A 17,875-nucleotide genomic window follows, 5' to 3' on the forward strand; every position below is an offset into this window, starting at 1 on the left:
GACGGCTGATCTCGTGGGCTCAGCCCAGATGGCCCATCCGATGGCTGATCTCCCGGGCGCCTGTCAGGAGCAGCGGTGCCCGTTCGTGAATGCGTTCCTCGGTGAAGCGGTACGCCGGTCCCGAGGCGCTGAGGGCGGCCACGACCTCGCCGTCCCGGCCCCGGATCGGGGCCGCGACGGCGTGCAGCCCGATCTCCAACTCCTCCAGCGTCACGGCGTATCCACGCTCGCGCGCCTGGGCGAGGTCCTTGTCCAGCTCCGCCCTGGACGTCAGCGTGTGCGGCGTCAGCCTCTTCATGCCGGACGCCGCCAGCACGTCGTCGCGCACCTTCTCGGACAGGTGGGCCAGCAGGACCTTGCCGCTCGACGTGGCGTGCAACGGGGTGAGCTGGCCGACCCAGTTGTGGGTGCCGACGGCGCCGGGACCGCGTACCTGATGGAGGTTGACCGCGAAGTGCTCCTGCAGGACGGCGATGTTCACGGTCTCGCCGATGTCCGCACTGAGCCGCTCGCACACCTGCCGGCCCTGCTGAGTGACATCGAGCCGCCCTGTGACCGCACCGGCCAGCCGTACGATCCCGAAGCCCAGCCGGTACTTGCCCCGATCACCGCTCTGCTCCACCAGCCCGCGCGCCTCCAGGGCGCCGAGCAGCCGGAAGGCGGTCGACTTGTGGACGTCGATCTCGGCGGCAACCTCACTGACCCCCGCCTCGCCGCGCTGGGCCAGGATCTCCAGGACGCTGACGGCACGGTCGACGGACTGCACGCCGGCCGACGCCGGAGCCGTTGTTTCGCTATCCGCGTGTGCGTTGCTCATGACGCAACTCTACGCGAGTGACCAGGTCTGGCGTGGGCCGTTGCCGCGACCAACAGGAATAGAGCACGACCGTTCCCTTGACAACCCCTGTGCCGCACAGAAACCATGTTGCGTATAGCGATCGAGGTTGTGTTATACGAGACGACACCGATCAGGAATCCGCATGAGCAGCAGGAGACCGTCGATGACCCTGTTCAACACGCCCCTGCATGAGCTCGACCCGGAGATCGCCGCGGCGGTCGACGCCGAGCTGGTCCGGCAGCAGTCCACCCTCGAGATGATCGCGTCGGAGAACTTCGCTCCGCTCGCGGTCATGGAGGCGCAGGGCTCGGTCCTGACCAACAAGTACGCCGAGGGCTACCCGGGCCGGCGCTACTACGGCGGCTGCGAGCACGTCGACGTGGCCGAACAGATCGCCATCGACCGGATCAAGGAGCTGTTCGGCGCCGAGTACGCCAACGTCCAGCCCCACTCCGGCGCCTCCGCCAACCAGGCCGCCCTGTTCGCGCTGGCCTCCCCCGGCGACACGATCCTGGGCCTGGACCTGGCGCACGGCGGCCACCTCACCCACGGCATGCGCCTGAACTTCTCCGGCAAGCAGTTCAACGTGGTCGCCTACCACGTCGACGACGCCGGTCTGGTCGACATGGCCGAGGTGGAGCGCCTGGCCAAGGAGCACCGCCCGAAGGTGATCATCGCCGGCTGGTCGGCGTACCCGCGGCAGCTGGACTTCGCCGAGTTCCGCCGGATCGCCGACGAGGTCGAGGCGTACCTGTGGGTCGACATGGCGCACTTCGCCGGTCTGGTCGCGGCCGGGCTGCACCCCAACCCGGTCGAGCATGCGGACGTGGTCACCTCCACCACCCACAAGACCCTGGGCGGCCCGCGCGGCGGCATCATCCTGGCGAAGAAGGACTTCGCGAAGAAGCTGAACTCGTCCGTGTTCCCGGGCTTCCAGGGCGGCCCCCTGGAGCACGTGATCGCGGCGAAGGCGGTGTCCTTCAAGGTCGCCGCGAGCGAGGAGTTCAAGGAGCGCCAGCGGCGTACGGTGGAGGGAGCGCGCATCCTCGCCGAGCGTCTGACCGCTGCGGACGCCCGCGAGGCCGGGGTCAACGTGCTCTCCGGTGGCACGGACGTGCACCTGATCCTGGTGGACCTGCGCGAGTCCGAGCTGGACGGGCAGCAGGCCGAGGACCGTCTCCACGAGGTCGGCATCACGGTCAACCGCAACGCCGTCCCCAACGACCCGCGCCCGCCCATGGTGACGTCGGGCCTGCGCATCGGCACCCCGGCGCTGGCCACCCGCGGCTTCACGGCCGAGGACTTCGCCGAGGTTGCGGACGTCATCGCGGCGGCCCTGAAGCCGTCCTACGACGCCGAGGCACTGAAGACCCGGGTCAAGGCCCTGGCCGACAAGCACCCGCTGTACCCCGCCCTGTAACCGTCACCCTCCCTCAGGGGCGTGCCCGCGTGACCCGTCGGCGCGTCCCTCCCGTCCCACGGAGCATGGCGTGGCAATCAGCGTCTTCGACCTGTTCTCCATAGGCATCGGACCGTCCAGTTCGCACACCGTCGGACCCATGCGCGCCGCCGCGCTGTTCGCCGCCCGGCTGAAGACGGACGGCCTGCTCGCCCAGACCGTGGCGGTCCGCGCGGAGCTCTTCGGCTCCCTCGGCGCCACCGGCCACGGCCACGGCACGCCCAAGGCGGTGCTGCTCGGCCTGGAGGGCAACGAGCCCCACACGGTCGACGTCGTCCAGGCCGACGCGGACGTCGAACGCATCCGCGGCACCGGCCGCATCCGGCTGCTCGGCGCGGAGATCGGGCCGGCCCACGAGATCGACTTCGACGCCTCGGCCCACCTGGTCCTGCACCGGCGGCGATCGCTGCCGTACCACGCCAACGGCATGATCCTCTTCGCGTACGACGGCGACGGGGTGCCGCTGCTGGAGAAGACGTACTACTCGGTGGGCGGCGGGTTCGTCGTCGACGAGGACGCGATCGGCGCGGACCGCATCAAGGTCGACGACACCGCCCTGACGTACCCCTTCCGCACCGGCGACGAACTGCTGCGCCTGACGAAGGAAACGGGCCTGTCGATCTCCGCCCTGATGCTGGAGAACGAGAAGGCCTGGCGCACGGAGGACGAGATCCGTGCGGGGCTGCTGGAGATCTGGCGGGTCATGGAGGCCTGTGTCGCCCGCGGGCTGGGGCGCGAGGGCATCCTGCCCGGCGGTCTGAAGGTACGGCGCCGGGCCGCCGCGGCCGCCCGCCAACTGCGCGGCGAGGGCGACCCGTCGGCCCGCGCGATGGAGTGGGTGACGCTCTACGCGATGGCCGTCAACGAGGAGAACGCGGCGGGCGGCAGGGTCGTCACCGCGCCCACCAACGGAGCCGCGGGCATCATCCCGGCCGTTCTGCGCTACTTCATCAACTTCGTGCCGGGAGGGGACGAGGACGGCATCGTCCGCTTCCTGCTCGCCGCCGGCGCGATCGGCATGCTCTTCAAGGAGAACGCCTCCCTCTCCGGCGCCGAGGTCGGCTGCCAGGGCGAGGTCGGCTCGGCCTGCTCGATGGCCGCGGGCGGTCTCGCCGAAGTGCTCGGCGGCTCCCCGGAGCAGGTCGAGAACGCCGCCGAGATCGGCATGGAGCACAACCTCGGGCTGACCTGCGACCCGGTCGGCGGCCTGGTCCAGATCCCGTGCATCGAACGCAACGGCATGGCCGCGGTGAAGGCCGTGACCGCCGCGCGGATGGCGCTGCGCGGCGACGGACGGCACCACGTCTCCCTCGACAAGGTCATCAAGACGATGAAGGAGACCGGCGCCGACATGAAGATCAAGTACAAGGAGACCGCCCGCGGCGGCCTCGCCGTCAACGTCATCGAGTGCTGACGCCGGGCGCCCCGGCTACGGCGGACGTGTGCACGGCGGTCCGACGCCCACGCCGGCGCCAACGCGAGCACCGGCTTCAGCCGGCGTTCCGAGGGTGGCAGGGTCTGTCACCGCCCGGTCAGCCGGCAACGGCCGACCGGGCGGGAGCATGTTCGGCCCTGCGGCCGTCGACGGTGTGTTCGATCTCGGCGAACACCCGCCCGCTCTTCTCCCCGCCCGCGCGCCGCGACGGCCGCGACATGCCGGCGCCCACGACGGCGGGCGCGGACAGCGCGAACCAGACGACCTTTCCCTCGTCGCCCTCCGCGCGCACCCCCCAGCTCTCACTGACGGCGGCCACCATCGCGAGGCCACGTCCACACGTGGCGAGCGAGTCGTCGTCCGTCATGGTGTCCACGGCCGGCAGACGCGGGTCGTGGTCGTGCACCGAGACCGTGAGCCGGTCGAGCAGCAGCTCGATCTCCACGGTGCACATCTTGTCGGGCTGGGCGTGCCGGTGGACGTTCGTGAGCAACTCCGTCACACCGAGCGCCGCCCGGTCTATGAGGGGGTCCAGATGCCAGTAGCGCAACTGCGCAGAGACGATTCTGCGGACCTGGCCGATCCGCGACGGCAGGGCTTGCAGCTCCACCGTGCAGTGCCTGCTTGGGTGACTGATCACGGCTGCGACTCCCCGACTGAAGAGGTCCGGAAGAACACGGAGTTCGGATCGATCCAGCAAGGCGCCTGGTGAGACGGCCGCCTGCTGCCATGCCCGGCGGGCTGGTTCGCAGCGTTATCGCCGGTAAACCCAGAGTGACGTGAGAACAGCGTGGCTCAAGGGGTGAGGTGCCGCAACTCGCGGTGCCTCACCTGTTGCGTCCCGCAGCCTTCCGCACCGCCTCGATGAACCGTCGCGCCGCCGGTGGCCCCGGCTCGCCCGGGGCGGGGTCGTGGTCGCCGAGTGTCAGCAGGTACCGCTTGCCGTTGAGGTCGGCGAGCGCTCGGTCGTCGGCGGCGAACCAGGGCTTGGAGGCCCGCACCGCCTGCACCGGCGCGCTGTCGATCTCGCTGCCGTAGCTGGTGAGCAGTTCCAGTCTGCCGTCGCTGATCCGGACCTGACCGGCCCGGGTGAGGGAGCGCAGCCGCTTCCCGATCCGCACGCCCGTGGCCTTGAACTCAGGTTCCGCCATGCCTCCCCGCCCCCTAGTGCGCCCTCGTCGGTCCGGCTCCTGATCCCGCGCGGGTCGAGAACCGGCTGTCTGCATGATCCAGTGTGCGCCCCCGTGGGGACCTGCGTCCCGTCCGGTGAAGTCTGCCCGCACCAGGCGTCGAGCACCAGTGCGCATGACGGGCTCGCGCCGAGCGCCCGGAGCACTCGCCCGAATGCGCCCCCAGGGCCCTTGCGATGCGCGCCCTACAGGGTGGTCTTTGGGGTCCTCAAAGGAGTGTTTATGCAGGTGAGAAGCGTGCGGAAGCTGTTTATGATCGGTGCGTCGACAGCGCGGTCCGCCGTCGATGCCACCCCCTTAGGAGCCCCGCTGTGAGCACTCCCCAGCAGTCCCGGACGGGCGAGACCCTCGACACCCTCGACGTCGACCGCAGCGACGCGACCTACCGCGGCTGGCTGAAAGAGGCCGTCCGCAAGGTCCAGGCCGACGCCAACCGCTCGGCCGACACCCATCTCCTGCGCTTCCCGCTGCCCGAGCGGTGGGGCATCGACCTGTACCTGAAGGACGAGTCGACCCACCCGACCGGCAGCCTCAAGCACCGACTGGCCCGCTCGCTGTTCCTCTACGGTCTGTGCAATGGCTGGATCCGGCCGGACCGGCCGGTGATCGAGGCGTCCAGCGGCTCGACGGCGGTCTCCGAGGCCTACTTCGCCGGGCTGATCGGGGTGCCCTTCATCGCCGTCATGCCGCGCACGACGAGCGCCGAGAAGATCCGCCTGATCGAGTTCCACGGCGGGCAGTGCCACTTCGTGGACGACTCGCGCAAGATGTACGAGGAGTCGGCCCGCCTCGCGGTCGACACCGGCGGCCACTACATGGACCAGTTCACCTACGCGGAACGGGCCACGGACTGGCGCGGCAACAACAACATCGCCGAATCCGTCTTCCGTCAGCTGGAGCTGGAGCGGTTCCCGGAGCCCGCGTGGATCGTCGCCACGGCCGGCACCGGCGGCACCTCGGCGACCTTCGCCCGGTACGTCCACTACACGCAGCGGGACACCCGCATCTGTGTCGCCGACCCGGAGAACTCCTGTTTCTTCGAGGGCTGGACCACCGGCGATCCGGACGTCACCTGTGACTGCGGCTCCCGTATCGAGGGCATCGGCCGGCCGCGCATGGAGCCGAGCTTCGTGCCCGGCGCCGTCGACCGGATGATGAAGGTGCCGGACGCGGCCAGCGTCGCCGCCGTCCGCGCGCTGGAGAAGGCGATCGGCCGCAAGGCGGGCGGTTCGACCGGGACCGGGCTGTGGAGCGCGCTGAAGATCGTCGCCGAGATGGTGGCCGAGGGGCGGCAGGGCAGCGTGGTGACACTGCTGTGCGACCCGGGCGACCGCTACCTCGACAAGTACTACTCGGACACGTGGCTGGCCGAACAGGGCCTGGACATCGCGCCCTACACGGCGGCGATCGATGCGTTCCTGGAGACGGGGACCTGGCCGAGCTGAGCAGGAGGGCGAAGTCGACGCGGGCCCGGCAGCGCCCCTGAGGGGCGCGGGGCTGTATCGATGTGCGGCTCCGCCGCGTGGGCGCGACCAGCCACAACGGCGCGGCACCCGGCCCCGGCGTCAGGAGGCCAGTCGCCGGTCGAGCGCGCCGGCCGCATCCCTGAACGCCCGCCCCAGTCCCGGAGCGGCGAGCCTCATGACAGCGCGGAACGCGGCCGTGCCGTCCGTGGCGAACGTCCAGCGCACCCGGGTGCCCGCCCCCGCGGGGGTGAGCCGCCACTCCTCGACGAGGGCCCGGACGCCGGGCACGTTGGCGACGTCCACGCAGTAGGCGTACACCTCCGGCTCCTTCGCCGCGATGATCGTCTCCTGGAAGCGGCCGCCGCCCCTGAGGTGTATCTCGCGGGTGGTGCCGTCACCGGTGGGCCGGGCCAGGGTCACCGCGGCGAACCACTCCGTCCAGCCCGGCACGTCATCGGCGAGCGCGTGGAAGACCTTCTCGGGCGGGGCGGACATCTCCCGTGCGAAGACCAGCCGTACGGGTGCGGACTCGGCGAACTCGAGCCCCACCGCGCGCAGTCGGTGCGCCATGGCCGACACCCTCCTCGTGGCGGACGGAGGGTGTCACCGTAGCTGACGCACCATCAACTGTCTGTACCGGATCAGGCCTCTCCGGCCACCACCAGCCGCCGCAGATGCTCGGCGACCTCCTCGCGCGCCGCCGTCGGCAGTCCCTCGTCCGTCACCAGTGTGTCGACCTGCTCCAGCGCCGCGAACGAACTCAGGCCCACCGTGCCCCACTTGGTGTGGTCGGCGACCACCACGACCCGGCGCGCCGACTGCACGAGACGGCGGTTGGTCTCGGCCTCCGCGAGGTTCGGCGTGGACAGGCCGGCCTCGACCGATATGCCGTGGACACCGAGGAAGAGCACGTCGAAGTGGAGCGCCGCGATGGCCTGGTCGGCGACCGGGCCCACCAGCGAGTCGGACGGGGTGCGCACACCGCCGGTGAGCACGACCGTCGCCGCGCCCTGCCGCGGACCGGAGGTGCGCTGTGCCGCGTGGAACACGTCGGCCACCCGCACCGAGTTGGTGACGACCGTCAGATCCGGCACGTCCAGCAGATGCTGGGCCAGCGCATACGTCGTCGTACCGCCCGACAGGGCGATCGCGCTGCCCGGCGCGACCAGTTCGGCCGCCGCGCGCGCGATGTCCTCCTTGGCCGTCAGCTCCAGGCCCGACTTGGCCTCGAAGCCCGGCTCGTGGGTGCTCGCCTCGACCACCGGCACCGCACCGCCGTGCACCTTCTCCAGCACACCCTGCCGGGCCAGCGCGTCGAGATCGCGGCGCACCGTCATGTCCGACACGCCGAGCTTGCGCGTCAGCTCATTGACCCGGACGCCGCCGCGTCGCCGCACCTCGTCCAGGATGAGGGCGCGCCGCTGCTCCGCGAGGAGGTTCTGATTCTCACTCACGTACGCTCCGGTCCTTTCGCCGCAATCCGTCCGACACGCCCGGCGCACCGGCTCCCACCAGCCCGCGGGCGTCCCATCCTCGCACGTGACGGTACGGGCCGCGGCACCGACTGTCACGACGCGCGCATGCCACCTCCACCCCACCGTCCTCCCCGTGTGTCACACGGATCGGGGAGATTCCGTGACGAGGGGTGTACGAGCCCGTCCCGGCGGAGATCCTTGAGCCCGCACGACACATGCCGACGGCGCGTCACGGGGGAAGTGCGAAACAGTGGAACGTGCTCAGGAACGTGCCTCGACGACCGGCTCCGCCCTGGAGCTGCTGGTCCACGGGGTGGGCGGGACGACGCCCGAGAAGATGCTCGACGATCCGCGGACCGTGCGGATCACCGGCGACGACACGGCGGCCGTGTTCCGGCGCGCCGAGGACGTCGACGCCGACACCGGACGACCGGAGGGACGCCGTGCGGAGCCGGTGCCCGAGGCGTACGTCTGGTGCAATCTGACCTCCGGCAACTCCTCCCGCGCGCTGTGGCTGTTGCTGCTGCCGTTCATGGTGGTCAACCTCGCCCACTGGATGCGCCCCAGCGCCCGCGGCCGTACCCGCACGGTCCGTCTGTACGGACTGCTGGTGCGACTCGCCGCCCTGACCTTGACGGTGCTGCTGGTCGCGGCGGTCTGCGAGGTCGCCCTCGACCTGACCGCCTGGCAGTGCGCGGGCACGCGCGCGTGCGCCGACCGGCACTCCTGGCTGGGCTTCCTGTCCCCGACCGTCTCCGACGGCGGCTGGTGGAGCCGCCCCGGCCGCCGCCTCGCCGTCGCCGCCCTGCTGCCCACCGCGCTGACGGGCCTGCTCTGGTACCTGTCCCACCGCACCTGGAACGCGTACGAGTCCCAGCAGCCCCTGACCCACCCGGCCGAGCACGACGAGGACACCGCCCGCACCGCGCTGGGCCGCCCCGGCTTCTGGTACGGCCGCCGGCTGGTGGCCCGGCTGCGCGCCGCGCACACCGCCGCGGCCCTGCTGACCGTCGCCGCGGCGGTCGCCTCGGCGGCGGCCGGCTTCGACCGCCGCACGGGCGGGCCCGCCGCGCTCGACACGCTCGGCCGGCTGCTGCTCCTGGCGCTCGCCGCCGGCGGGGTGGTCGTCGTCTGGGTGGTGTGCCGCCGGGGCCGCAGCGAGCACCGCCTCGACCGGGAGCTCGACGAGCATCTCGTACGACGTCTGCCGCTCGCCGCGCTCGGCCTGCTCCTGCTCACCCTGGTGTACGCGGGCTGGGAGCGGCCGGGGTGGGAGTCGCGGGGACGGCTGCCGGGGGACGCGACCTTCGGCGGCATCGCCCTGGGCCAGGGGCTGATCGTGATCGTCATGGCCGTCGTCGCCCGCCTCCTGTACCGCACGCATCCCGACCCGCGGGCCGCGATGCGCGGCCTCGGCGGCCCCGCGGTCGCGATGCTGGCCTGCGCGCTCGGCGGGGTGATGTCCGGCGGGGTCTCCCAGCGGGTCGCCGACTGGCTGGACGGCACCGGCGCCTCGATCCCCGGCCCGCCGGTCCTGCTGACCTGGCAGGCCTCCGTGATCCCGCCGCTCCTCGTCGTCCTGCTGGTGCTCGGCGGCTGGCTGGGCCGACGCGCCTGGCGGCTGCGGCGGGCCGAGCTGACCGCCATCGACACCGACTACCCGGGGGAACCCAAGGACCGGACCCGCACCCGGAGCATCGCCACCGCCCGGGCCCTGGCCACCCTCACCGACCGGGCCCCGCGCGTCCTGGGCGTCATCTCCGCTGTCACGCTGGTCCTGGGCGCGGGCGCGCTGGTCGGCGCGCTGACGACGCAGGAGGTGCCGGCCGAGGCGGCGGGAGACTCGTACGCCTTCCTCCAGGGCGCCGCCGACACCGCGCAGGCGCTGGGCTCCTGGCTGATCGGGTTCGGCTTCATACTCTTCGTCACCTGGGGCAGGCGCGCCTACAAGGACCCCTCCGCGCGCCGCACCATCGGCATCCTGTGGGACGTCGGCACCTTCTGGCCGCGCGCCGCCCACCCCTTCGCACCGCCCTGCTACGCCGAGCGCGCGGTACCCGACCTCACCTGGCGGGTGGCCACCTGGACCCGCGCCACCGGCGGCCGCCTGGTGATCTCCGGGCACTCCCAGGGCAGCGTCCTCGCCGCCGCGGCGGCCTGGCAGCTGACCCCCGCCGACCGGCGGCGGGTCGCCCTGCTCACCTACGGCTCACCGCTGGAACGCCTCTACGGCCGCTGGTTCCCCGCCCACTTCGGGCCGGCCGCACTGAGCGCCCTCCACCACGACGTCGCCTGCTGGCGCAATCTGTACCGGCCCACCGACCCGATCGGCGGCCCCATGCGCCTGTCCGGCGACTGCGGCCCCGAGGTCGACCACGAACCCCTCAAGGACCCCCTCGCCTACGGCCGCACCGACCAGCATCCGCTGCCCGCCCCGATCCTCGGCCACTCCGACTACCAGGCCGACCCGGCGTTCGCGCAGGAGCGGGCGAGACTGCTGGCGAGGCTGCGACCGGACGTACCGGCGCAGCGATAACGCCAGGTCAGGGCAGTTCCGGCAGGTCCTCCGCGAACAGCAGCGTCAGGTCGTCCTTGCTCGGCTCCTCGACCTGGGCGACTCGGCTCGCGTGCCGTTCCACCATCGCCTCGAAGGTCTGGCGGGCGGTGCGGCCGTTGCCGAACGCGGGGCCTTTCGGGATCGCCGTGAAGTACTTCAGGAGGGCCTCCGGCGCACCCGGGGCCAGCCGGTACTCGTGCTCGTCCGCCTGCTGCTCGACGATCCTCAGCAGTTCGTCGGGCGCGTAGTCGCCGAAGGTGATGGTCCGCGAGAAGCGGGACGCCACACCGGGGTTGACCGACAGGAAGCGCTCCATCTCGGCCGTGTAGCCCGCGACGATGACGACGACCGCGTCCCGGTGGTCCTCCATCAGCTTCACGAGCGTGTCGATGGCCTCCTTGCCGAAGTCACGGCCGGAGTCCTCCGGTGACAGCGCGTACGCCTCGTCGATGAACAGCACTCCGCCGCGCGCCCTGTCGAAGGCCTCCTGGGTGCGGATCGCCGTCGAGCCGATGTGCTCGCCGACCAGGTCGACGCGGGACACCTCGACGAGATGGCCCTTCTCCAGCACCCCCAGGGAGGCGAGGATCTCGCCGTAGAGCCGGGCGACGGTGGTCTTGCCGGTGCCGGGGGAGCCGGTGAAGACCAGGTGGCGTTTGACGGACGCCGCCTTGAGGCCCGCCTGCTGCCGGCGGCGGCCGACCTCGATCATGTCGGTGAGGGCCCGCACCTCGCGCTTGACGCTGTCCAGGCCCACCAGCGCGTCGAGTTCGCCGAGGACGGCCTTCGAGGTGCGCGAGGGCTGCTCCGGCTCGGCCGGGGTGGCCGGCGGCTCCTGCTCGGTGGTGCGCTGCCCGGGGATGCTGCCGAGCAGGCCGGGGGACTGGCTCGCCGTCTGCACGGCGGTCTCCAGGGCGGCGGGGGACCTGAGCCCCGTGCTCTCGTCGCTGGTGCAGTCCTTGACGACCGGGCCGGTCCCGGAGCCGGTGTCGGGCCCCGCGTCCGCGAACTCGTAACCGCCGCGCGCGCACCGCTCCGTGCGGCATTTGCGCAGGGTCGCGCGGCAGCCGTCTATGACGTGGAAGCCGTAGCCGGAGCTGCCCGTGACCCGGCAGTTGAGGAAGCTGCCCCGGCCGCCCGCGGAGACGTAGAAGCCGGCCTCGGCGGGGGAGTCGACCGTGCAGCGCTCGATGGTGGGGTCGGCGCCCTTGGTGACGATCACTCCGGTCTGGGTGCCGTCCACCGTGCAGTTGTTGAGGGTGCCGCCGCTGCCGTGGTCGCGGAACCAGGCGCCGGTCGCGGCGTCGCGGATGCGGCAGTCGTCGAGTTGGGCGGTGGCGCCGTCGCTCACCGACACGGCCGTGTTGCGGACCTGGGAGAGGTCGCTGTCGACGACGTCCGCGCGGGAGCCGCGGTCGAGGACGAACAGCGCGTCCGGCACGTCGTGCACCCGGCAGGAGTCCAGCACCGCGGTCGCGCCGTCGCTGACCCACACCGCCGGGTAGTCGCCGGTGCTGTCGAAGATCTCGCACTGGTTGGCGTCCACGCGGGTGCCCGGGTCCCACACCGACAGGCCGTTGCGCCCGAACTGACGCACGGTCGTGCGCGTCAGCGTCAGGACCGAGCGCGAGCGCAGGTCCACCGCGTTCTCGGGGATGTCGTGGATGCGGCAGTCGGCCAGGGTCAGCACGGCGTCCGTGTCGAGGGTGACCCCGTCGGCGGTGGTGCGGTGCACATCGCAGTCGGTGAGATGCGCGGTGGCCCGGCCGGTGACCTGGACGCCGCTGCCCCGCACCTCGTAGATCTCGCAACCCACCGCTTCCAGCGCGGAGTTGTCGCCGGTCGCCGAAAGACCCACCCCCGAGGCGTGGTGCACCCGGCAGCGCTCCAGTCGCGGGTGGGCGCCGCCGCGGACCGCGACCCCGGCCTGACCGGCGGCGACGACCTCGCACTCCTCGAACACCCCGCCCCCGCCGTCGAGTACGGCGATGCCGACCCCGGCCGGGTTGTCGACCGTGCAGCGCCGCACGGTCGGGCGGGCGCCGCCGCGCACCTCGATGCCGGCCGCGGACCGGGTGACGATCCGGATGTCCGTCAGCTCGGGAGTGCCCTCCTCGACGAGCAGTGCCGGTGCCGCCGCGTCCTGGCCCTCCACATGCAGGTCCTGCACCACGGCTGAGGCCCGCACGGTGAGCGGCACCCCGTCGACCGGCGCGATCCGCACCGAACCGGGCGAGCCCTCGGGACCGCGCAGGGTCACCGCCCGCTGCACGACGAGGTTCTCCCGGTAGGTGCCGGGGGCGACGGTGAGGACGTCGCCGTCGGCCGCGGCCTCCAGGGCGGCGGCGAGCGACGCGTACTCACCCGTGCGGCGCCGCCACCGCGATGTGCCGGTGTGCGTCACCTGGACCGTGCCCTGTGCCATGGCGTTGCTGTGCCCCCACCTCGTGGTACGCGGGTCTGGATGCCGAATGCCTCGGCCGGTCCACCGTAGCGTGCGTGCGGGTGGTGGGTTGACCAGAGTGGGAAGGCTGTCAGCTGCCCGTCCCGGTCCTGCCCCAGTCCGGGCCCGCCTTGGCCCAGGCCTGGTCCCAACGGGCGTACCGGCGACGGACCATGCGCCAGACGATCAGCCGCCTGCAGGTCTCGACGAGACCGATGCCGAGCAGGGCCGCGCCGACCCCGGCGAGGACCGCGTGCGTGGTGGCCGTCGCGGAGTCCAGCGGGCGGGCCACTATGCGGCCGTGGGCGTCCGTCCACAGGGAGAAGTGGTCGCCCCTGTGCGGGTGTTTGAGGTTCGCCAGCGCCGGGCCGTGCTGTGCGGTGCCGTCCGGCGCGGTCCAGTCGGCGAGGACCCGGCTGCGCAGATCCCTGCCGGTGGTCGTCTCGGGATCGGCGTCCAGCGGGGAACGGCCCAGCGCGCGCGTCACGGTGGCCGTGACCTCGTGGCGGGACGTCTGCTGCTGCCGGACGGACCGCTGCAGGGCGTCCTGGGCCACGCCGCCGACGACAGCGCCGGTCAGTGGTGTGACGACCAGGATCAGCAGCAGTGCCACGAGTGCGACCCAGGCCTCGGCGAGGTCGGTCGCACGGCGCAGCGGATTGTGCCGCCAGCGCCAGAGTCCCTTGATCGCTCGCACCGTCCGCACCCCCTTCCCGCTCCGTGATAACTCTCGGGACGGCAGAACACCCGCGAGGCCGGGCGAAGAGAGAGCGAAATCACCCCGCCGGGCCGTTCTAATGAACTTCTCACACCTGCCAACGCCATGCCCCTCGGCGGTAGTTCCCGCGAGCGGTCCTCGAACGGATCTCTTCTACTCCAGGACCGTGACCGGGTCGCCGACGCGGATCACGCCCGGTGCGAGGGGGACGAGGTTCTGTCCGAAGACCAGCTTGCCGCCCAGGCGCCGATGGCGGCCGAGCGTGAGCAGCGGCTCGCGGCCGCGCTCGGCGCTGTCCTGGTCGGTGGTGGTCACGACGCAGCGGCCGCAGGTCTTGGCGACGCGGAACTCGACCTCGCCGATCGCGAGGCGCGACCAGTGGTCCTCGGCCCAGGCCTCGGTGCCGGACACGACCGCGTTGGGCCGGAACCGGTTCATCGGCAGCGGTCCCTCGGCCGCGTGATCACCTTGCGCGATCAGGGAGTTGAGGGCGTCGAGGGAGGCGGTCGTGGTGACCAGCAGCGGATAGCCGTCGGCGAAGCTGACGGTCTCGCCCGCGCGCGCGAACTCGGGGTCGACGGGCCGGCGCGTCGCGGGATCGTCCATGTGCACCAGCCGGACGTCCGCGCCCAGATAGGCGCTGCACCAGGCGTGCGCGGCCGGGTCCTCGGCCGGGACCGCCTCCACCTTGTCCCGGAAGATCTGCATCGGCACGGTACCGGCCTGTCGCGGCACCGGCACCGACAGCGGCTCCATGCCGGGTGCGGACAAGCGAACGCCGCCGCCGGGCAGAAGCTCGGCGGCGGCGAGCGCGATACGCGGTTGCTGCCGTTGCGTGACGACCTTTCCCCCGTCGTCGATCAGCGCCCAGCGCCGATCCCCGGCCAGCCCCCAGGGCTCCACGACGGCTTCCCGGGGCGCCAGGCCCCGGAACGCCTTGACCGGATGGACGTGAATCGACTGCAGCTGCGCATTCCCCATGCACCCATCGTGCCAGCAGGCACGGACGGGTCCGGGGTCGGCTCAGTAGCCGCGGTACTGCTGGTTGTTGTACGGCTCCTGGTAGGGCGCCGGAGCGGGCCGGGGAGCCGCGGGGCGCATCGCCTCGTAGCCCATGCCCTGGTTCATGGGACGCGGCGGCTGCTGCTGCGGCCCGGGGTAACCGCGAGGCGCGGAGGCCTGCTGCGGGATGTAGGCGGCGGGCGCCTGCTGCAGCGGCGAGGGCTGCTGCGCCTGCGGATAGCCGTAGGAGGGCTGGGACGGTCCCGCCGGGAGGGCGGGCAGCGCGGACGGCAGCGCGGGCAGATTGCTGCTGCTCGGCATGGCGTACTCGGCCGGGACCCGGATCGGGGCGATCTGCGGGGTGCCCCGCTCGGCCACGAGCGAGTCATAGATCGGAGTGTCCGGGAAGGAGGCGGAGTAGTAGCCGCCGCCATAAGTGGAGCGGGGGGAGGTCATGGCACATAAGTTAAGCCCACGATGTGCTGGTTGGGGAGACCGATAAGAGGGTTGTTTTCCGTGTCGGCAGTGACCCGGGATCCCCAATGCGAGCGAACTCGGCAAAAAGGGACTGCGACCTGCGTTCGGATCCTGTAAAGGCCGAGTTCCGGGCGGGTTACCGGCGGTTGGAGAACGATCTTTCTGTGCGCGCCATGGGAGTTCGCTGTCGCGGGGAATAGGTTGACCCTGTAGAGCATCAATGGGCTGCCGGGACATGCCTGGCGCGGTGACACGTGATGGGGGCGGACATGTCAATGCCGAAAGGATCCAATACTCCGGTGCCGGCCACGGCGCTGCGGGTCGAAGTGGGCTGGAGCACCGGGCCGGGGGTGCCCGACGCCGACGCGTCGGCGCTGCTCCTGGTCGGCGGGAAGGTGCGCTCCGACGGCGACTTCGTCTTCTACAACCAGCCCGCGCACTCCTCCGGCGCGGTCCGGCACGAGGGCAAGCGCAACGCCGGCGGTCAGGTGACCGACACGCTGCTCGTCGACCTCGCGCGCGTGGAGCCCGCGGTCGAGACGATCGTGCTGGCCGCCTCCGCCGACGGCGGCGCGTTCGGACAGGTGCCGGGCCTCCACATCGAGGTCAAGGACGCCGACCGGGGGACCTCGGTCGCCCGCTTCGACAGCACCGGCGCGACCGTCGAAACGGCCTTCGTGCTGGGCGAGTTCTACCGCCGTCAGGGCGCCTGGAAGTTCCGCGCGGTCGGCCAGGGCTACAGCAGCGGACTCGAGGGACTGGCCACCGACTTCGGCATCACCGTGGACGAACCCCAGCAGGCCGCAGCCCCGGCACCGACCGCGCCACGCGCCCCGGTGGCACCTCCGGTCACCGCACCCCCGGTCACCGCACCCCCGCCCATGCCCCCGGTGACCATGCCGCCGCCCGCCGCACCGCCGACGGCCCCTCCGGCAACCGCGGCCCAGCCCGTCCGCCTGACCAAGGTCACGCTCACCAAGGCCGCCCCCTCGGTCTCGCTGACCAAGCAGGGCGGCACCTCCGGCGCGATGCGCGTCAACCTCAACTGGGAGGTGCGCAAGCAGTTCTCGGGGTGGGCCAGCAAGCTCGGCCGCCCGGTCGCCATGCACAACGACCTCGACCTCGACCTGTGCGCCCTGTACGAACTCACCGACGGCAGCAAGGGCGTCGTCCAGGCCCTCGGCAACGCCTTCGGCGCCCTGCACCGGCCGCCGTTCATCCACCTCGACGGCGACGACCGCACCGGCGCCGTCGCGAGCGGCGAGAACCTCACGATCAACCTCGACCACAAGCAGCTCTTCCGCCGCATCCTGGTCTTCGTCACGATCTACGAGGGCGCGCGCTCCTTCGCCGACCTGCACGCCACCGTGACCCTCCAGCCGCAGTACGGCGCCCCGATCGACTTCTCGCTCGACGAGTGCACCGTCCCCTCGACCGTGTGCGCGCTCGCCCTCATCACCAACACCGGCTCCGACCTCGTCGTCCAGCGCGAGGCCCGCTACCTGGTGCCCGAGCGCGGCGTGAGCCCGCAGCGGACCGTCGACTACGCCTACGGCTGGGGCATGAACTGGACCCCCGGCCGCAAGTAGCCCACGTTCATCCCTCCTCCGGGACGGTGTCCGGACGTGCGTAGGTGCGGCCCTTCCAGGCCGCACCGCGCCCCCGATAGTGCTGTACGGCGGAGTCGACCGTCATCAGCAGATAGAGGAACGCCGTGAACGGCAGCAGCGGAGCGAGCCACAGCGGCTGCCGGTAGTAGCGGAGCATCGGCACGTACGTCCCCGTCATCACCAGCCACGCCGCACCGCCGAGCACCGCGGCCGTGGCGTCTCCCGCCGCGAGCCCCGCGACCAGCGCCACGGGCGGCACCAGATAGACCAGGGCCAGCCCCGCCACCGTGCCGGTCAGCAGCAGGAGGCTGTGCCGCAGCTGCGCGTACGCACTGCGCGACACCATGCGCCACAGGTCGTGCAGCCGCGGATACGGCCGCACGCTGTCCACCCGCTCCGCCAGCCCCAGCCAGATGTGACCACCCGCGCCCTTGACCGCGCGCGCGAGCGCCACGTCGTCGATGACGGCGTGCCGGATCGCGTCCGGGATCCGCGCCCGCTCGGCGGCGTCGGCGCGCAGCAGCACACAGCCGCCCGCCGCGGCCGCCGTACGCGCCCCCTTCTTCCCGATCCGGCGGAACGGGTACAGCTGGGCGAAGAAGTAGACGAAGGCCGGCACCACCAGGCGTTCCCAGGTGCTCTCCACCCGGAGCCGCGCCATCAGGGAGACGACGTCGAACCCGCCGGTGCGCGCCGCCGCGACCAGAGCGCGCAGGCTGTCGGGGGCGTGGGCGATGTCGGCGTCCGTCAGGAGCAGGTACTCCGGGTCACGCGCGCGTGCCAGGCCGATGCCGTGGCGCACCGCCCACAGCTTGCCGGTCCAGCCCGCGGGCGGTTCGCCCGGCGAGCCGACCGTCAGCGGCAGCCCGCCGTGCCGCCGGGACAGCTCCCGGGCGAGGTCCCCCGTGTCGTCCGTGCTGCCGTCGTCGACGAGGAAGATCTCGGCCCGTCCCGGATAGTCCTGGGCGAGCAGTGACGGCAGGCTCGCGGGCAGCACCTCGGCCTCGTCGCGCGCGGGCACGACGACACAGACCGACGGCCAGGCGTCCGGCTCCCGCCGTGCGGGGAGCCTGACGTCCGTGCGCCAGAAGAAGCCCTGGCAGAGCAGCAGCCACAGCCAGGCGGTGAGGGATACGGCGGCGGTCCACGCGATGGCGCTCACGGGCGCAGTCTGCCCCACGGCGGCGGCCCGGAAGGGCTCATCG

At 72.1% G+C, this 17,875-nt stretch carries 15 protein-coding genes; 5 read left to right on the forward strand and 10 right to left on the reverse strand.

Features of this window, described 5'->3' with window-relative positions; genetic code table 11:
* Positions 1-19 precede the first annotated feature (19 nt).
* Positions 20-817 carry an IclR family transcriptional regulator gene (locus ACFUO4_RS26110; protein WP_383488992.1) on the reverse strand — a complete coding sequence of 266 codons (798 nt, stop codon included), beginning with the start codon at positions 815-817 and terminating at the stop codon, positions 20-22.
* Positions 818-1,001: 184 nt separating this feature from the next.
* Between ACFUO4_RS26110 and glyA the strand changes: the two genes are divergently transcribed.
* Positions 1,002-2,258, forward strand: a complete 1,257-nt coding sequence (glyA, locus tag ACFUO4_RS26115; RefSeq protein ID WP_383489791.1) for a serine hydroxymethyltransferase — start codon at positions 1,002-1,004, stop codon at positions 2,256-2,258.
* Between the two features lie 70 nt (positions 2,259-2,328).
* Complete coding sequence (locus ACFUO4_RS26120; RefSeq protein ID WP_383488995.1) at positions 2,329-3,711, forward strand: L-serine ammonia-lyase; 1,383 nt, start codon at positions 2,329-2,331, stop codon at positions 3,709-3,711.
* Positions 3,712-3,829: 118 nt separating this feature from the next.
* On the opposite strand, the gene ACFUO4_RS26125 is transcribed toward ACFUO4_RS26120, so the two are convergent.
* Both ACFUO4_RS26125 and ACFUO4_RS26130 read right to left on the reverse strand, forming a co-directional pair.
* Complete coding sequence (locus tag ACFUO4_RS26125; RefSeq protein WP_383488998.1) at positions 3,830-4,372, reverse strand: ATP-binding protein; 543 nt, start codon at positions 4,370-4,372, stop codon at positions 3,830-3,832.
* Between the two features lie 187 nt (positions 4,373-4,559).
* Positions 4,560-4,883, reverse strand: a complete 324-nt coding sequence (locus ACFUO4_RS26130) for a hypothetical protein (protein WP_059196871.1) — start codon at positions 4,881-4,883, stop codon at positions 4,560-4,562.
* A 350-nt stretch (positions 4,884-5,233) separates the two neighbouring features.
* Between ACFUO4_RS26130 and ACFUO4_RS26135 the strand changes: the two genes are divergently transcribed.
* Entirely contained in the window at positions 5,234-6,367 is a 1,134-nt protein-coding gene (locus ACFUO4_RS26135; protein ID WP_383489001.1) for a PLP-dependent cysteine synthase family protein, read from the forward strand.
* Positions 6,368-6,487: 120 nt separating this feature from the next.
* On the opposite strand, the gene ACFUO4_RS26140 is transcribed toward ACFUO4_RS26135, so the two are convergent.
* Together ACFUO4_RS26140 and ACFUO4_RS26145 are read right to left on the reverse strand one after the other, a co-directional pair.
* Entirely contained in the window at positions 6,488-6,958 is a 471-nt protein-coding gene (locus tag ACFUO4_RS26140) for an SRPBCC family protein (protein ID WP_383489005.1), read from the reverse strand.
* Between the two features lie 71 nt (positions 6,959-7,029).
* Positions 7,030-7,842, reverse strand: coding sequence for a DeoR/GlpR family DNA-binding transcription regulator (locus ACFUO4_RS26145; protein ID WP_383489008.1), 813 nt, complete (start codon positions 7,840-7,842; stop codon positions 7,030-7,032).
* Positions 7,843-8,113: 271 nt separating this feature from the next.
* On the opposite strand from ACFUO4_RS26145, the gene ACFUO4_RS26150 reads away from it, so the two are divergent.
* Positions 8,114-10,399, forward strand: coding sequence for a hypothetical protein (locus tag ACFUO4_RS26150; RefSeq protein ID WP_383489011.1), 2,286 nt, complete (start codon positions 8,114-8,116; stop codon positions 10,397-10,399).
* A 7-nt stretch (positions 10,400-10,406) separates the two neighbouring features.
* On the opposite strand, the gene ACFUO4_RS26155 is transcribed toward ACFUO4_RS26150, so the two are convergent.
* From ACFUO4_RS26155 to ACFUO4_RS26170, 4 genes are all read right to left on the reverse strand, one after another.
* Complete coding sequence (locus ACFUO4_RS26155) at positions 10,407-12,845, reverse strand: right-handed parallel beta-helix repeat-containing protein (RefSeq protein ID WP_383489014.1); 2,439 nt, start codon at positions 12,843-12,845, stop codon at positions 10,407-10,409.
* 109 nt (positions 12,846-12,954) lie between these two features.
* Positions 12,955-13,560: a hypothetical protein gene (locus ACFUO4_RS26160; protein ID WP_383489016.1), complete on the reverse strand. Its 606-nt coding sequence runs from the start codon at positions 13,558-13,560 to the stop codon at positions 12,955-12,957.
* Between the two features lie 174 nt (positions 13,561-13,734).
* Positions 13,735-14,562 (reverse strand): MOSC domain-containing protein, encoded by an 828-nt coding sequence (locus ACFUO4_RS26165; protein ID WP_383489019.1) that lies wholly within the window; start codon positions 14,560-14,562, stop codon positions 13,735-13,737.
* 42 nt (positions 14,563-14,604) lie between these two features.
* The gene (locus ACFUO4_RS26170) at positions 14,605-15,039 is read right to left on the reverse strand and encodes a DUF6643 family protein (protein ID WP_383489022.1); all 435 of its coding nucleotides are present in this window, start codon (positions 15,037-15,039) and stop codon (positions 14,605-14,607) included.
* 296 nt (positions 15,040-15,335) lie between these two features.
* On the opposite strand from ACFUO4_RS26170, the gene ACFUO4_RS26175 reads away from it, so the two are divergent.
* Positions 15,336-16,649 carry a TerD family protein gene (locus tag ACFUO4_RS26175; protein ID WP_383489794.1) on the forward strand — a complete coding sequence of 438 codons (1,314 nt, stop codon included), beginning with the start codon at positions 15,336-15,338 and terminating at the stop codon, positions 16,647-16,649.
* 7 nt (positions 16,650-16,656) lie between these two features.
* Here the strand turns inward: ACFUO4_RS26175 and ACFUO4_RS26180 are convergent, their stop codons facing one another.
* Complete coding sequence (locus ACFUO4_RS26180; protein ID WP_383489026.1) at positions 16,657-17,832, reverse strand: glycosyltransferase; 1,176 nt, start codon at positions 17,830-17,832, stop codon at positions 16,657-16,659.
* Positions 17,833-17,875: the final 43 nt, after the last annotated feature.

Source organism: Streptomyces sp. NPDC057280 (assembly GCF_042668605.1).
Lineage (GTDB): Bacteria > Actinomycetota > Actinomycetes > Streptomycetales > Streptomycetaceae > Streptomyces.

Bases quoted from the DNA above. Each gene is read 5' to 3' on its own strand.
- ACFUO4_RS26140 (WP_383489005.1), bottom strand. From the start codon at position 6,958: ATGGCGCACCGACTGCGCGCGGTGGGGCTCGAGTTCGCCGAGTCCGCA.
- ACFUO4_RS26170 (WP_383489022.1), bottom strand. From the start codon at position 15,039: ATGACCTCCCCCCGCTCCACTTATGGCGGCGGCTACTACTCCGCCTCC.
- ACFUO4_RS26110 (WP_383488992.1), bottom strand. From the start codon at position 817: ATGAGCAACGCACACGCGGATAGCGAAACAACGGCTCCGGCGTCGGCC.
- ACFUO4_RS26155 (WP_383489014.1), bottom strand. From the start codon at position 12,845: ATGGCACAGGGCACGGTCCAGGTGACGCACACCGGCACATCGCGGTGG.
- glyA (WP_383489791.1), top strand. From the start codon at position 1,002: ATGACCCTGTTCAACACGCCCCTGCATGAGCTCGACCCGGAGATCGCC.
- ACFUO4_RS26175 (WP_383489794.1), top strand. From the start codon at position 15,336: ATGCCGAAAGGATCCAATACTCCGGTGCCGGCCACGGCGCTGCGGGTC.
- ACFUO4_RS26130 (WP_059196871.1), bottom strand. From the start codon at position 4,883: ATGGCGGAACCTGAGTTCAAGGCCACGGGCGTGCGGATCGGGAAGCGG.
- ACFUO4_RS26165 (WP_383489019.1), bottom strand. From the start codon at position 14,562: ATGGGGAATGCGCAGCTGCAGTCGATTCACGTCCATCCGGTCAAGGCG.